Genomic DNA, 13,966 nt, shown 5'->3' with positions numbered 1-13,966 from the left:
TGATGATCATCGGTGAGTTTTGTGCAATCTACAGTGAGGTGGTGACCGCCAAGCTGGCTCAAGCGGGCGACGGCTCATGGCACGCTTTCATCATGCCTGTTGTGTTGATGTGCTTTGCCGGGCTTTGTCTGCTGGGGGCTTATTGGCTGGGGTATCTTGCGGTCGGTGACATCTGGGTAGTGACGGTTGTATCCGTTACCTCTTTATTACTGCTGGAGCCCATCGTGATCTGGGCGCTGTTTCAGGAGCTCCCCGGGCGAGGCGCACTGATCGGGTTTTGCCTGGGCGCCTTAGGCATGCTGTCCACGATCTTGCTATAGCTGCACGCTCTGGCCCGGCAATCGAATGTCGGGCCAGATTATGGCTTATAGCTGGCAATACCTCTCACTGCCGCAACTGCAACTGAATGTGAAGGCAGTCACACGCCGCTCAACAAAAAAGCTGAGCCACCGAAAGCAGGCAAATCAACTGAACAACCATTTGAGCTCGAATTGGATGTTTCATTGCCGTCTCCCTCAGGTACAGCTGCTGGGGAGTATGCCGGGGCGATATAGATAAACGCGCCAAGCCGTTCAAAGGTTGACATGCCACCCTGGGTCGCCAACAACACACGCAGCTGTTGCAAACAGTATAGAGCCTAAAAAAAATTCTTCACGTTTGAGCCCGTTCACCGGCCGGCCGGTAGCGGCCTACAACTATCTAGCGACGGCCATTGCACTTTTTTTGATTTCTCCGCTCTATCCTTGTCCCAGCCCCGCCGATTCCCGCGTGGGCAGATGAACCAGATCGGGTGCCGATGGATCGCACGTTTCCTCGTTTCAATAGTCGACCGCTACGCCAGCCCTTGCTGCTGGCTGCCGTGTTGATGCTCTTCGCCAGCGGTTGCAGCCAGCAACAGGGTCGGGATATCGCCAAGCAGTTCAGCAATGGCAAGCCTGATGAATTCTTCCAGACCAGTGTCGATCGCATGGCAACACTGGGCATGCGCGACAATTTGCAAAGCCTGTATTTGCTCATGAACAAGCTCTATCTGCGTAATCCCAGCCAGTGGCGTCAGTCGGGTTACCCGGATGCGGTGACTGCTGCGCGGGAGATTCGCCAGGCCATCGAGAAACGCCAATCCCTTCCTGCGCTGGGGGAACGCAGTGACTTGGCGGCCCTTAGCTACTCCTTGAGCCCGGAATTCAAAGGCGACCGCGTCGGCGCTTTTATCTATGCTATTGGCAGTATGATCGTGACTGCTCACGGTGGGCGCACGGAGTTTTACATCACCGATGCGATCAACCCTGAATTCGTCAGCAATGCTGCGCGCAATATCGAGAAGGCCACTTGGCTGCTGGGCAAGCGCCAGGATGTGAATGGGGTGTTGCTGCTGTTTTCCAACGAGATATCGGAGGAGGGCAGCAACCTCAGTTTCGCGGTGGAGTTCGGCAAGATTGTCGCGCGCCTCGATCTGCTGACCCAGATACTCGATGAGCGCTACCGGCGCATAGGTGTCAACTACGCGCAGAGCTTGTTGCTGATGAATTTTCTGCCGGTGCAGTAATCGTGCGGTAGCCGCCTGCCTCAAACCACTGGGCGAGGGCGTCTGCCCCCATAGGTTTGGAGATCAAGAACCCCTGGGCCTCCGAGCAGCCCCATTGAGTGATCAGTTCAAGGATATCCGCAGTTTCCACGCCCTCTGCGACCACCTTGTAGCTGAGCCCCCGTGCCAACTCGATCAGGCTCTTGACCAGACGCGCATCTTTTTCATGGGTTTTTATGTTGCTGATCAATGACTGGTCCAGCTTGACCGAATCAATGGGCAATTGGCGCAAGTACGTCCAATTGCTATAGCCGGTGCCGAAGTCGTCAATAGCAACGCCTATGCCGTATCCGCGGGCTCGTTCAAGTTGACGGCTGACCGTGTCTGCATCAGTCATCAACGCGCTTTCGGTAAACTCCAGCTCGAACGTGGCAGGGTCGAGTTGGAGCCTGTGGATGTCATGGATCATCTTGTCGATAAAACGCGGTGTTTCCAGGTCGCCCGCGGAGACATTCATAGCGATCCGAATCACCAGCCCTTGCTGTTTCCAGGACAGTGCCTGATGGAGGACTGCGTCGAGTACCCAAAAACTGATCGAATGCATCAGCTCGGTTGTTTCCGCCAAGGGAATAAATTCCGAAGGAGGGATCGGGCCGAATAGCGGATGCTCCCAACGCAGCAATGCCTCGACACTGCTGCATTCACCCTGCGGCAGTTGGATCTTCGGCTGGAATACCAGGCTTAATTGATGACGGGCACGCATAGCTTCCGGCAACGAACTCAAGAGCATAAAAGCACGCTGCTGCGCCGCATCGTTGTGCGGTTGATAAAGCGACCACCCCAGGTTTCTGTCCCTGGCGTCGTCCGCTGCGGCAACGACGAGCCTGATCCAATCCTGCGGCTCGCTACTGGTGACTGCCAGGACACCAATACCGGCATGCATGAGAATTGGGATCCCGTGGCACTCGACTGGGGTATGAAAATCTTCAAGAATCCTGGCGCACACGTGCTCCAGAGGCGCGCTGCCTTTTGACAAAAAGCCGAAGCGCGTCGGGCTGATTTTATACAACAGGCATTGGCTGGGCAGGAGCGCGTGCAAACGTGCTTTGATCGCCAGGATCAGGTCCTGGACGAAGTTGTAGCCGAGCGCTTTGACCACGTTGTTCAAGAAGGCCGGGGAGACAATATCAACGGCAAAAACGTGAAAGTTCTCGGAGGTCGCCGCTGCCTGGCGGATGTCTTCCTCAAACCGCAGGCGGTTGAACAGCCCGGTAGGCTGGTCGATGTAAAGGCGAGCGCGCGCGCCAGTAATGTGCATCATCACCAGCTCGGCGAAATACACCAGCATGGCAAAATCACGCTCGCTCATCGGCTCGCGGGGCACGGTATCGATGATACACAGACTGCCCAGCGAGAAGCCGTCAGCCGTCATCAGTGGCGCACTGGCGTAATACCGAATGTAGGGCGTGCCGGTGACCAGCGGGTTGTTTATAAAGCGCTCGTCGTTGTGCGAGTCGAGAATCTCAAGCGGTACCCGGTCGAACAGCGAATAGGCGCAAAATGAAATTTCGCGCGCGGTTTGCTCTTCTTCAATGCCAACGCGGGCTTTGAACCATTGCTGATGCTCATCGATGATTGAAATCAGCGCGATGGGCGCCCCGAAATAATTTGAGGTCATCGCGACGAGTTTTTCGAAGACGACGTCGTGTTCTGCATCGCGAGCGCACAAGGCTGCGACGCGCTGCAAGCGTTGTACTTCATAGTCTGAAGTCGGAGTTGCTTCGTCCATGTTGACCCCTGCGTATACGTAAACTCGCCTGAAACCTATCAGCTACGGTGTCCTACCGGATTACCTACTTAGCTATCAGGACAATAGCAAATCATTGCGCAGGGTTGCAGCCTTGTGCCGGCGGTGGAAGCGGGCGCTTGCCTCGTCGACACCGCTCGGAGCAATAGCGCACCTCGTCCCAGCAACGTGCCCATTTCTTGCGCCAGTTGAACGCCAGTCCACACACAGGGCAGGTCTTGGACGGGAGTTGGCCTTTTTTCATCGTATACGTCTCGACTTGGCGAGGCTGCTTCAGGCCACTGAACACAACCAAAGGTGATTGTGGCGGTAGGGCGCGCGCGTGAGGTGAACGTTGCAGACCAGATACAGCCCTCGCTCCTGCAACGCTTCGGTCAGTTGTACGAGTGTTTCTGCTTGAAGAGTCATGAGCTTTCACCTCGCCAGAATGTCTGCGTTCACACTCCCCGACCAAAAGTACAATCTACACATTCAATCTTTTACGGGGCATCGTTGTTTGCATTTCGTCGGTAAACGCTTATGCCTCGCAGCCAGCCGCCGATGCAGTGGTAAGCCCGGTTGAAACCGGATGCTGTGATTCAAGGAGGGTGTTATCAAATACCTAACTGTTGAGGAATTGGATGCCATCGCCGAGATCGAGACGAGATCCAGCATCTAGCGGCCCACGACGCGCTTGACCGGAATGCGGTTTTCGGCGATTTCCAAAATGACCGATCGCCATTGGGTCGCCTGCGCGGCTCATCAGCATTACGCTGGAGCTGCAACGCAACAAAACTGTGAAAGCGGCGCCTCGACGACGCCATCCCGTCAATCGTCCAGGCTGAAGGTCAACCATGCGGCGTGTTCAGTCTGACGGTTGATTTCCACGATCACACCCTTCACAACGCTACCATCAGGCAGCCTGACTTCCACGTGGTTAGCGTGTCCTGGCCACTGTACGGGCTGATCGACTTCCAGGCGTGCGATGGTCGGCGTGCCGCTTTCCGAAAGGCGCACGGTCACCTTTTCATTCAAGCACTCGTCTGGCTCAACGCCCAAGTGGCGAGAAGCCAACAACACACTGGCAGTGCCTTGATAAGTTTGAGACATGAGATTGCTTCCTTTAAATAGCGGGCGGATTCAGGCGGTAGACCTCCTGCCTGAGCCAGAGGTTTCCACGGATTGATGGCCGGTTATGCAAGGCCTTAGAGAAAACTGGATGGCCGGCCCTATCCGCCAGTAGGGGGTTCCCGTTTTGCATGTAGGAGGCGGCCTATCCTGCACCCCGTGGCTTGAAACACCAGTCTTCCGGCAATAGCCTCGGATTTTTCTGAAAGTGAAGCCTTCACGATGGGTAAGCGAAAAACGGTTTGGCCGACTGAACGCGAAATACGCCTGCGCTTTATCCTCTTCGCGGTGATCGACGCGGCAAGCGTTCAAGGTGTTTCCTCCGAGTTGTTACTGCCAGCGCACAAGTTGCTGCGTGAATCGCCCACTGAGGCGCAGGTAATGAAGACGTTGGGCGAAATTCTCGGCACTGATGAAATGGTTGGGTTCAGGTTTGCTCCAGGATCGGAAGCAGAAGAATTGATGCAGATGTTAGGAGAACCTGGCGGCTGAGTTCTTTGCGCCCGAAGTGACAGGATCTGCGAACCATCTGCAGTTGAACTGAGTGTGCTGCAGTTTGGCTTTCACAGTATTTCGATCAATGGACGCAGACGTTTCCAATAATAGGGAGTGACCTGGCGGGCGTCCCAGTCTTCCCACCTCGTGCCCCCGAATTACAAGGACTTGCCCGATGCTGTTGCGCCACCCTCCGTTCCTGTTTGCCGCCCTGACGTTAAGCTCACTGGTGCACGCCGAAGACCTGCAATTGGCCCCGGTCGAAGTCACCGGCAGCGAAGCCAGCGCCGGTGAAATGGCGCAGGCACAGCTCAGAAGCGTGCCCGGCGGCACTAACTACATCGACATGAACAGCGTGCAGCAGGGGCGGGTGAGCACCAACGAAGACGTGTTCAAGTACCAGGCCGGGGTGTACGCCAAGGCAGCGAACAATGAAGGGGTGAAACTTTCGATTCGCGGTTCGGGCTTGAACCGCAGCCCCGGTTCCCATGCCTCCGGCTTGTATGAAATGTTCGACGGTCTGCCTCTGACCGGGCCTGGTGGCACCCCCTATGAGTTGAAAGACCCCTTGTGGCACAGCCGCGTTGAAGTGCTGCGCGGCGCCAATGGTTTTGACCAGGGCGCCCTGGCCCTCGGTGGCGCGGTCAACTACGTGACCCACACGGGCTACGATGCGCCTAAGTTGCAGGTGCGATACGAGGCGGGCAGCAAGGGTTACGCCCAGCGCGAGATCAGTTCCGGCCAGGTCTTGGGAGATGCCGACTATTACATCAGCCTCACCGACGCCGAGTCTGACGGCTATCAGCGCCAGAGCGCCGCCACCGGCAAGGGCGTGGCCGCTAACTTCGGCTACCGTTTCAACCCGGACCTGGAGACGCGCTTCTATTTCCGCTACCGCGAAACCACCAACGACACCCCCGGCAAGCTCACTCGCGCGCAAATCAGCCATGACCCGCGCGCGGCCAACAGCCTCAACGCCGCCCGCGACTCCAAGCGCCTGCAACCGGGCTCCACTTGGATCGCCAACAAGTCCACCTTGCAGTTGGACGACAATTCCCGGGTCGAACTCGGGCTGGCTTACCACGACTACCCGATGGACCTACGCGAAGGCACCAACCGTCTTAAAGTTGCCTACACCGATGTCAGCGGCACCCTCAACTACATCCGCCAGGACACGCTGTTCGGCCACGACAGCAAAACTACGTTGGGCCTGCGCACCACCCAAGCGATGCCCAACAACGGCGCGTCGGAATATGTGCGCACACCGGCCGGCAATACCGCTGGCTACGCCCCCGGCACCAAGACCCGCGACTACAGTTATCTGGGGGCCGACACCGTGCTGCATATCGGCAACGATCTGGAGCTGGTCCCTGACCTGTGGCTGACGACCGGCCTGGCCGCGATCTACACCCGGCGCGAAACCCAGGTCACCTACCCCGAAGGCCAGGCGCCGCTGAGCCAGCACGACTGGGACTACGCGCCGCGCATCGGCCTGCGGTATGACTTCACACCGCAATTGCAGGTGTACGGCAACCTGAGCCGCTCGGTCGAGCCGCCGCACGCGTGGTCGATGATCTGGGGCTCCAACAAATACTTCACGAGTGGGCCGGCCAAAGGTTTGGCGCGCGAAGGCGTGAGCCTGGAAAACCAGACCGCCACCACCCTGGAAATCGGCGGGCGTGGCGAAGCGTGGCTCGGCCAATGGGACCTGGCGCTGTACCGCTCTGAAGTGCGCCACGAACTGCTCAGCGTGGAAACCCAGGCCCAAACGGCCACCCGCAATGCCATTGTCGCCGAAGCCAATGCCAGCCCCACTGTGCACCAAGGCCTGGAAGTGAGCCTGCTCAGCCCTTTGTGGGACGGCGGCCGCAACGGCCAGCTCTCCCTGCGCCAGGCCTATACCTTCAGCGACTTCCACTACCGCGACGACGACCGTTTCGGCGACAACACCTTGCCTGGCATCCCCAAGCACTACTACCAGGCGCAAGTGCGCTACAGCCACCCGACGGGTTTCTTTACCAGCCTCAATAGCGAATATTCCTCGCGCGTGGCGGTCGACTACGCCAACTCCTATTACGCTGCGTCCTACACCATCCTCGGCGCCACCTTCGGCTACAACGCGCCAAGGCAAGACTGGCAAGCCTGGGTCGACCTGCGCAACCTCACCAACCGCCGGTACGCCAATACGGTCACGCCGGGCTATGACGACAAGGGCCTGGATGTGGCGCGTTCGACGCCAGCGGATGGCCGCGGCCTCTACACCGGCGTCTCCTGGAGCTGGCGCTGACAGGCGCGCGACCTTCCAAACAATGCAATCAACGATGCTCTCAGAGGGGGGTGGCCCTTGCTCCTGCACCGATTTACTGGCATTGTTTGCGCAATTGGTAACACTTCCCATTTGAGATATTTTTGCGCATGCATGACATTCCCGCCGCGCTGGATGACTCCGTACGGCAGCAGACCCTCACGGCGATGTACAGCGAGCACCACGGCTGGTTGCACGGCTGGCTGCGCAAGAAACTCGGTTGCTCCCAGCATGCCGCCGACCTGGCGCATGACGCGTTCATCCGCGTATTGATGCTGGCCGAGCCGCAAAATATCAAGGAACCCCGTGCCTTCCTGGCCACCACGGCAGGGCGGTTGTTGATCGACGGCGCCCGTCGTCGCCGTATCGAAAAAGCCTACATGGAAGCGTTGGTGATCCAGTGCGAAGATGCCGGCATGCCGGACCCGGCCGCGATTCATGTGGCGCTGCAAGCCCTGGAACGTATCGCCGAGATGCTCGCGGGCTTGCCTGCCAACGTCCGCGAAGCGTTCCTGTTGAGTCGCCTCGATGGGCTGACCTACAGCGAAATCGCCACGCGCCTGGACGTCTCTTCCAGCACCGTCAAAAACTACATCTCCAGCGCCCTGGTGCATTGCTACCACAGCCTGCACCCGACAGACCCGCTGGAATGAGCGCCGAGCAGATCATCCAGCAAGCGGCGCAGTGGCTGACCCGCCTGCACGACGAGGACGTCAGCGACGCCGACCGTCACGCGTTTAATGCCTGGTGCCAGGCCGACCCGCGTCACGCCGTGGCCATTGAACGCATGCGCGCCTTGTGGGGCAGCCTCGACGCCTTGCCCGCCAAGCCCGCCCGTGTTGCCCTTAACCGCGCGTTTACCCCGCAACGTCCGCGTGGTGCGCAGGTGGCGGGCTTGCTCGGCGTGGTCTTGTGCGGCTGGCTGGGCTTGCAACACGTGCCGGTCTGGATGGCCGACCAGCGCACCGCCGTCGGCGAGCGCCGGCAGATTGCCCTCGAAGACGGCAGCCAGTTGCAGCTCAACAGCAACTCGGCAGTCGACGTGAAATTCGACGGGCATCAACGCGTGATCGAGCTGTTGCAAGGTGAACTCTGGGTCGAAGTGGCCAAGGATGCGCAACGGCCTTTTGTGGTCCGCACCGACCAAGGCACGGCCACCGCATTGGGTACACGCTATCTGGTCAAGCGGGCGGCAGACGGCACCACGGTCGTCACGGTGATCGAGTCCAGCGTGGCGGTCAAAGGTGAAGCCAGCGATGGGGTCAAGGTCACGGCCGGCCAGCGTTCGGTCCTTGACCACGGCCGCGCCCAGCCGCCGCAAGCCGTCGTCGATGCCGACCCGGATGCTTGGACCCGAGGCCTGCTCAAAGTCAACGACCAACCCCTGAGCGAGGTGCTGCAAACCCTCGCCAGCTATCGCCATGGCATGCTGCGCTTCGACCCTCAGGCCCTGCAGAACCTGCGGGTATCGGGCGTCTTCAAGCTGGATGACACGGCGGCGGCGCTGTCGTCACTGGCGGATAACCTGCCGATCCAGGTGGAGTACTTCACCGACCTGCTGGTGGTGGTCAAGCCGCGCTAGCCTTCGTTCTGGCGCAGGCGCTTGTACAAGGTATTGCGGCTCACCCCCAGCTCGCGTGCAAGGTGGGAAATATTCCCGCCGGCAGCCTTCAAGCGCTGGTTCAGGTCGAGGCTGTCATCCAGCTCGTCATTGGCGGGCCGTGGCGCCGCTACGTCCAAATCCACAAAAAAGTCATCCGGTAGATGCTCCGGGCGGATCGGCTGTTCCTCCGCCATGGCCAGTGCCACCCGCAGCACACTGCTGACCTGGCGCAAGTTCCCCGGCCATGGATGCTGATCGAACAGCGCCAGCACTTCGGCGCTCAGGCCCGCCCATTGGGTCGGCTCGCGGTGTTGCTGCCACAGTTGCTGGAACAGCGCCTGCTTGTCCGTACGCTCGCGCAACGGCGGCAGCTCCAGCGTCAGGCCGCCGATACGGTAGTACAAATCCTCACGAAACCGCCCGGCCTTCACGCGTTCGCGTAACGCGTGGTTGGTGGCCGAGATGATGCGTAAATCCACCGGGAACAACTCGCCGCTGCCCACCGGCTGTACGCAACGCTCCTGCAATACCCGCAGCAGGCGGGCCTGTGTCGGCAGCGGCATATCACCGATTTCATCCAGAAACAGCGTGCCCTTGTCGGCCTTGCGGATCAGCCCGATGCTGCCTTTTTGATTGGCGCCGGTGAACGCGCCTTTTTCGTAGCCGAACAGTTCCGATTCCACCAGTTCAGCGGGAATCGCCGCGCAGTTCACCGCAATGAACGCCTTCTGGCTGCGCGAGCTGGCCTGGTGCAGGGCTTTGACGAACACTTCCTTGCCCACGCCGGTTTCACCGTGGATCAGCAGGGGGATGTCCTTCTCCAGTAAGCGCTCGGCCTGACGCACGGCTTTCTCCACGCGTACATCACCAAAATGCAGGGTATTGAGGCCAATCGACGTGGGTTTCGCCGGCACCGGTTCAGTGAATATGCGGGCCTGCACGGGCCTCTGCTGAGGCCGCTTCAACAGGCACTGGAACCGGTTGCGTCCCGCCGCTTGCAGCGAGAAGGGCAACCCCTCCGGCTGGTTCAACAATTCCAGCAACGACACCTTGAACAAACTGTCGATCATCACCCGCGACAAACTGATGCCCAACAGGTTGTCGGCACGACGGTTGGCCGACAGCACTTGGCCGCTCTCATCAAAAATCAGCAGACCGGCCCACTGGCTATCCAGATTGCTCAAGCCAGTGTTAAAGGTCAGTTGGAAATGTTCACCGCGAAACAGGTTGAGGATGAGCCGGTTTTCCACGGTCTGGCTCATCATCTTAACCATGCCCAAGGTGTGGGAGGGCGGCAGGTAGCTGTCGCTGGACACATCCAGCACCGCGATGATCTCGCGCTGGGCATCAAAGATCGGCGCCGCTGAGCCCGTCATGAAGCGGTTGGCCTTGAGAAAGTGCTCGTCGTGTTCGATACGCACCGCCTGGGCACAGGCCAGTGCGGTGCCGATAGCGTTGGTGCCGCTGGAACGTTCCACCCAACTGGCGCCGGGGTTGAAGCCCCGAGCCAGCTTGGGCTCGATAAAACGCTGGGTGCCCCAGCGGGTCAGCACCTGGCCCTGGTTGTCAGCCAACATGATCAGGCAATTGGAGTTGCTGAGGATGTTCTCGTAGTAGGGCAGCACTTCTTGATGGGTGGTTTGCACCAGCGAGTGCTGGCTTTCGAGCAATTGGCTGATGCACTCGGCGGGCAGTTGGTCGAAGCTGGGCGTGCTCTGGTGGTCCAGGCCGAAGGCGCGGCAACGGCGCCAGGATTCCTGGATAAGGGTGTCGTGAGCCAAGGGTTCGGCCATGGGGTCGACCTTCGTTTTTATTATTATTGGGCTTGCACAATTTATCTGAAGAAACCGGCCACGTATGCCCTGTGTTGTTGATGAGAGTGTTGTTCATAACTGTTCATTGTCAAGGCGCTGATTGTTCAGTTGTTCAGCCTGCGTTGTTCATTTCTGTTCACGCCTGAACATCCCATTCAGCCCATTTCCTTGCGCATCAGACACTTGCGGTTTTGGCACGAAACTCGCTCTGACATCTCGCCAGATTCATTCCAATAATAAAAAAGGTCGTGTCATGTCATTGACCCTGGAAAATGTCTCCCGCGTTGTCGAAGGCCAAACCTGGATCGACGACGCCAACCTGCGTTTCGAAGCCGGCTCCTTCAACGTCCTGCTCGGTCGCACCCTGTCCGGCAAGACCAGTCTGATGCGCCTGATGGCCGGTTTGGACAAACCCAGCAGTGGCCGCATCCTGATGAACGGTGTGGATGTCACGCAAAAGCCGGTGCGCCTGCGCAACGTGTCGATGGTGTATCAGCAGTTCATCAACTACCCGACCATGACCGTGTTTGAGAACATCGCCTCGCCGTTGCGCCAGGCTGGTGTGTCCGACGAGGTGATCCAGGGCAAGGTGCTGGAAACCGCGAAGATGCTACGCATCGAGAAATTCCTCCAGCGCCACCCGCTGGAACTCTCCGGTGGCCAGCAGCAACGCACGGCCATGGCCCGCGCGTTGGTCAAGGACGCCGAATTGATCCTGTTCGATGAGCCGTTGGTGAACCTGGACTACAAACTGCGCGAAGAGCTGCGTCAGGAAATGCGCGAACTGTTCGCAGCACGTCACACCATTGCCATCTACGCCACCACCGAGCCCAATGAAGCGTTGGCCCTCGGTGGCACCACCACCATTCTTCACGAAGGCCGGGTGATCCAGAGCGGTAAAGCCGCCGAGGTGTATCACCAGCCGCAGACCGTGCTGGCCGCTGAGCTGTTTTCCGAACCGCCGATCAACCTGATGCCAGGGCGTATCAGTGGCAACGAAGTGAGCTTCGCCAATTTCGTGCACTTCCCGCTGAACGTCGACCTGCGCCCCATCGGCGAAGGCGATTTCCGTTTTGGCGCACGCCCTAGCCATATCAGCCTGGTACCGAGCAACGACGACGACCTGGAACTGGCGGTGACCGTGGAAGTCGCGGAGATCAGCGGCTCGGAAACCTTCCTGCACGTACGCAGCGAACACTTCCTGCTGGTGCTGCACCTGTCGGGGGTGCACGAATACGACGTCGACGCGCCGATTCGCGTGTATATCCCCACTCATAAACTGTTTGTGTTCGATGGCCAAGGCCGTTTGGTCCAGGCTCCCGGGCGCCGTGTCGCGAGGGTTGCCTGATGGCCGAGATCCATTTGCAGAACCTGGCGCATAGCTACAGCCCTACGCCGATTGGTCCTGAGGACTACGCGATTCGGGAAATGAACCACGTGTGGGAGCAGGGGGGAGCCTACGCCTTGCTCGGGCCGTCCGGCTGCGGCAAGTCGACCTTGCTCAATATCATCTCCGGCCTGCTCAGCCCGTCTGAAGGCCAGGTGCTCTTCGACGGCAAGGTGGTCAACGAACTCACTCCGGAAAAACGCAACATTGCCCAGGTGTTCCAGTTCCCGGTGGTGTACGACACCATGACGGTGTTCGACAACCTGGCATTTCCCCTGCGCAACCAGGGCATGGCTGAGGCGAAAATTCACAGCAAGGTGCAGGAAATTGCCGAAGTCCTCGACCTGCACAGCCTGTTGAGCAAAAAAGCACGCAACCTCACCGCCGACGAAAAGCAGAAAGTCTCCATGGGCCGTGGCCTGGTGCGCGACGACGTGTCGGCGATCCTGTTCGACGAACCGCTGACGGTGATCGACCCGCACCTAAAGTGGAAGCTGCGGCGCAAGCTCAAGCAGATCCACGAGCAATTCAACATCACCATGGTCTACGTGACCCACGACCAGTTGGAGGCCTCGACCTTCGCCGACAAGATCGCGGTGATGTACGGCGGCCAGATCGTGCAGTTCGGCACGCCCCGTGACTTGTTCGAACGTCCGAGCCACACCTTTGTCGGCTATTTCATCGGCAGCCCTGGGATGAATCTGATCGAGGTGCAGGCCGAGGCAGGTGGGGTACGGTTTGCCGGCACTCACCTGCCATTGTCCGAGGCTTTGCAGCAACGTATTGCCAGCATCGATTACAAGAAATTGCAGGTGGGTATTCGTCCGGAATTTATCCACGTGTGGGACGAGCACAACCCTGACGCCCTGCAGGCTGATGTCACACACCTTGAAGACCTCGGCACCTACAAGATCCTCACCCTCAACCTTGACGGCGCCACGCTCAAAGTGCGTCTGTCCGAAGATAAAGCGGTGCCCGAAGGCAAGGCTTCCATCAGTTTCCCGTCGCAATGGCTGATGGTGTATGCCGACGATTACCTGCAGGAGGTGCTGCCATGAACAAGGTGCAGAACAACAAGGCCTGGTGGCTGGTGTTGCCGGTGTTCCTGCTGGTGGCGTTCAGTGCGGTCATCCCGATGATGACCGTGGTCAACTACTCGGTGCAGGACATCTTTGACCAATCCAGCCGCTACTTCGTCGGTGTGGAGTGGTACAAGCAAGTGCTGCTCGACCCGCGTCTGCATGACTCGCTGCTGCGTCAGTTCATCTACTCGGCCTGCGTGCTGCTGATCGAAATCCCGCTGGGCATCGCCATCGCCCTGACCATGCCGACCAAGGGCCGCTGGTCGTCGCTGGTGTTGATCATCCTCGCCATTCCGCTGCTGATTCCATGGAACGTGGTGGGCACTATCTGGCAGATTTTCGGGCGCGCCGACATCGGTTTGTTGGGTTACAGCCTCAACGCCCTGGGCATCAGCTACAACTACGCGGCCAACACGGCGGACGCCTGGGTCACCGTGCTGGTAATGGACGTGTGGCACTGGACCTCGCTGGTAGCGCTGCTCTGTTATTCGGGACTGCGCGCCATTCCGGATGTGTACTACCAGGCTGCGCGGATTGATCGGGCATCCGCCTGGGCAGTTTTCCGACATATCCAGTTGCCGAAGATGAAAAGCGTGCTGCTGATCGCGGTAATGCTGCGTTTCATGGACAGCTTCATGATCTATACCGAGCCCTTCGTCCTCACGGGCGGTGGACCGGGTAACGCCACCACCTTCCTGAGTCAGACACTGACCCAGATGGCCGTAGGCCAATTCGACCTGGGCCCCGCGGCGGCATTCTCGCTGGTGTATTTTCTGATCATTCTGTTGGTGTCCTGGCTGTTCTACACCGCCATGACCCACTCCGACGCCAATCGCTGAGG

The 13,966-nt window shown here is 59.1% G+C and carries 14 protein-coding genes; 9 read left to right on the top strand and 5 right to left on the bottom strand.

Going from position 1 to position 13,966, the window contains the following annotated elements; genetic code table 11:
• Positions 1-2 precede the first annotated feature (2 nt).
• Together AACY08_RS00810 and AACY08_RS00805 are read left to right on the top strand one after the other, a co-directional pair.
• The gene (locus AACY08_RS00810; RefSeq protein ID WP_339420879.1) at positions 3-320 is read left to right on the top strand and encodes a hypothetical protein; all 318 of its coding nucleotides are present in this window, start codon (positions 3-5) and stop codon (positions 318-320) included.
• Between the two features lie 476 nt (positions 321-796).
• Entirely contained in the window at positions 797-1,546 is a 750-nt protein-coding gene (locus tag AACY08_RS00805) for a hypothetical protein (RefSeq protein ID WP_339467372.1), read from the top strand.
• On the opposite strand, the gene AACY08_RS00800 is transcribed toward AACY08_RS00805, so the two are convergent.
• The 4 genes from AACY08_RS00800 to AACY08_RS00785 all read right to left on the bottom strand — a co-directional run bounded on the left by AACY08_RS00800 (position 1,497) and on the right by AACY08_RS00785 (position 4,421).
• Complete coding sequence (locus AACY08_RS00800) at positions 1,497-3,314, bottom strand: sensor domain-containing phosphodiesterase (RefSeq protein ID WP_339467370.1); 1,818 nt, start codon at positions 3,312-3,314, stop codon at positions 1,497-1,499. The two genes, AACY08_RS00805 and AACY08_RS00800, sit on opposite strands and share 50 nt — an antisense overlap.
• A 91-nt stretch (positions 3,315-3,405) precedes the next feature.
• Positions 3,406-3,576, bottom strand: coding sequence for a DUF2256 domain-containing protein (locus tag AACY08_RS00795; RefSeq protein WP_339467368.1), 171 nt, complete (start codon positions 3,574-3,576; stop codon positions 3,406-3,408).
• A gap of 29 nt (positions 3,577-3,605) precedes the next feature.
• The gene (locus AACY08_RS00790; protein ID WP_339467366.1) at positions 3,606-3,740 is read right to left on the bottom strand and encodes a hypothetical protein; all 135 of its coding nucleotides are present in this window, start codon (positions 3,738-3,740) and stop codon (positions 3,606-3,608) included.
• Positions 3,741-4,139: 399 nt separating this feature from the next.
• On the bottom strand, positions 4,140-4,421 hold the full coding sequence (locus tag AACY08_RS00785; RefSeq protein ID WP_339420847.1) for a hypothetical protein: 282 nt from the start codon (positions 4,419-4,421) through the stop codon (positions 4,140-4,142).
• A gap of 240 nt (positions 4,422-4,661) precedes the next feature.
• Here AACY08_RS00785 and AACY08_RS00780 point away from each other — a divergent pair, with 240 nt between their 5' ends.
• From AACY08_RS00780 to AACY08_RS00765, 4 genes are all read left to right on the top strand, one after another.
• Positions 4,662-4,931, top strand: a complete 270-nt coding sequence (locus AACY08_RS00780; RefSeq protein WP_339467365.1) for a hypothetical protein — start codon at positions 4,662-4,664, stop codon at positions 4,929-4,931.
• 178 nt (positions 4,932-5,109) lie between these two features.
• Positions 5,110-7,221, top strand: a complete 2,112-nt coding sequence (locus tag AACY08_RS00775; RefSeq protein WP_339467364.1) for a TonB-dependent receptor family protein — start codon at positions 5,110-5,112, stop codon at positions 7,219-7,221.
• A gap of 128 nt (positions 7,222-7,349) precedes the next feature.
• Positions 7,350-7,892: a sigma-70 family RNA polymerase sigma factor gene (locus AACY08_RS00770; RefSeq protein ID WP_339467363.1), complete on the top strand. Its 543-nt coding sequence runs from the start codon at positions 7,350-7,352 to the stop codon at positions 7,890-7,892.
• On the top strand, positions 7,889-8,821 hold the full coding sequence (locus AACY08_RS00765) for a FecR family protein (protein WP_339467360.1): 933 nt from the start codon (positions 7,889-7,891) through the stop codon (positions 8,819-8,821). Before AACY08_RS00770 ends, AACY08_RS00765 begins: the two co-directional genes overlap by 4 nt.
• Here the strand turns inward: AACY08_RS00765 and AACY08_RS00760 are convergent.
• Positions 8,818-10,635: a sigma-54-dependent Fis family transcriptional regulator gene (locus AACY08_RS00760; RefSeq protein WP_339467358.1), complete on the bottom strand. Its 1,818-nt coding sequence runs from the start codon at positions 10,633-10,635 to the stop codon at positions 8,818-8,820. The two genes, AACY08_RS00765 and AACY08_RS00760, sit on opposite strands and share 4 nt — an antisense overlap.
• Positions 10,636-10,909: 274 nt before the next feature.
• Here AACY08_RS00760 and AACY08_RS00755 point away from each other — a divergent pair, with 274 nt between their 5' ends.
• Genes AACY08_RS00755 through AACY08_RS00745 form a run of 3 tightly spaced genes read left to right on the top strand, consistent with a single transcriptional unit; the run spans position 10,910 to position 13,964 of the window.
• Positions 10,910-12,004 (top strand): ABC transporter ATP-binding protein, encoded by a 1,095-nt coding sequence (locus AACY08_RS00755; RefSeq protein WP_339420835.1) that lies wholly within the window; start codon positions 10,910-10,912, stop codon positions 12,002-12,004.
• Positions 12,004-13,101 carry an ABC transporter ATP-binding protein gene (locus AACY08_RS00750; RefSeq protein WP_339467356.1) on the top strand — a complete coding sequence of 366 codons (1,098 nt, stop codon included), beginning with the start codon at positions 12,004-12,006 and terminating at the stop codon, positions 13,099-13,101. Before AACY08_RS00755 ends, AACY08_RS00750 begins: the two co-directional genes overlap by 1 nt.
• The gene (locus tag AACY08_RS00745; protein WP_339420831.1) at positions 13,098-13,964 is read left to right on the top strand and encodes a carbohydrate ABC transporter permease; all 867 of its coding nucleotides are present in this window, start codon (positions 13,098-13,100) and stop codon (positions 13,962-13,964) included. The genes AACY08_RS00750 and AACY08_RS00745 overlap by 4 nt, the downstream gene beginning before the upstream one ends.
• The last annotated feature ends 2 nt before the right edge of the window (positions 13,965-13,966 follow it).

The organism is Pseudomonas sp. EL_65y_Pfl1_R83 (assembly GCF_963970695.1).
Classification (GTDB): domain Bacteria; phylum Pseudomonadota; class Gammaproteobacteria; order Pseudomonadales; family Pseudomonadaceae; genus Aquipseudomonas; species Aquipseudomonas tritici.
The sequence above is the reverse complement of the archived record's forward strand: the minus strand, read 5'-3'. Positions and strand labels throughout refer to the sequence as shown.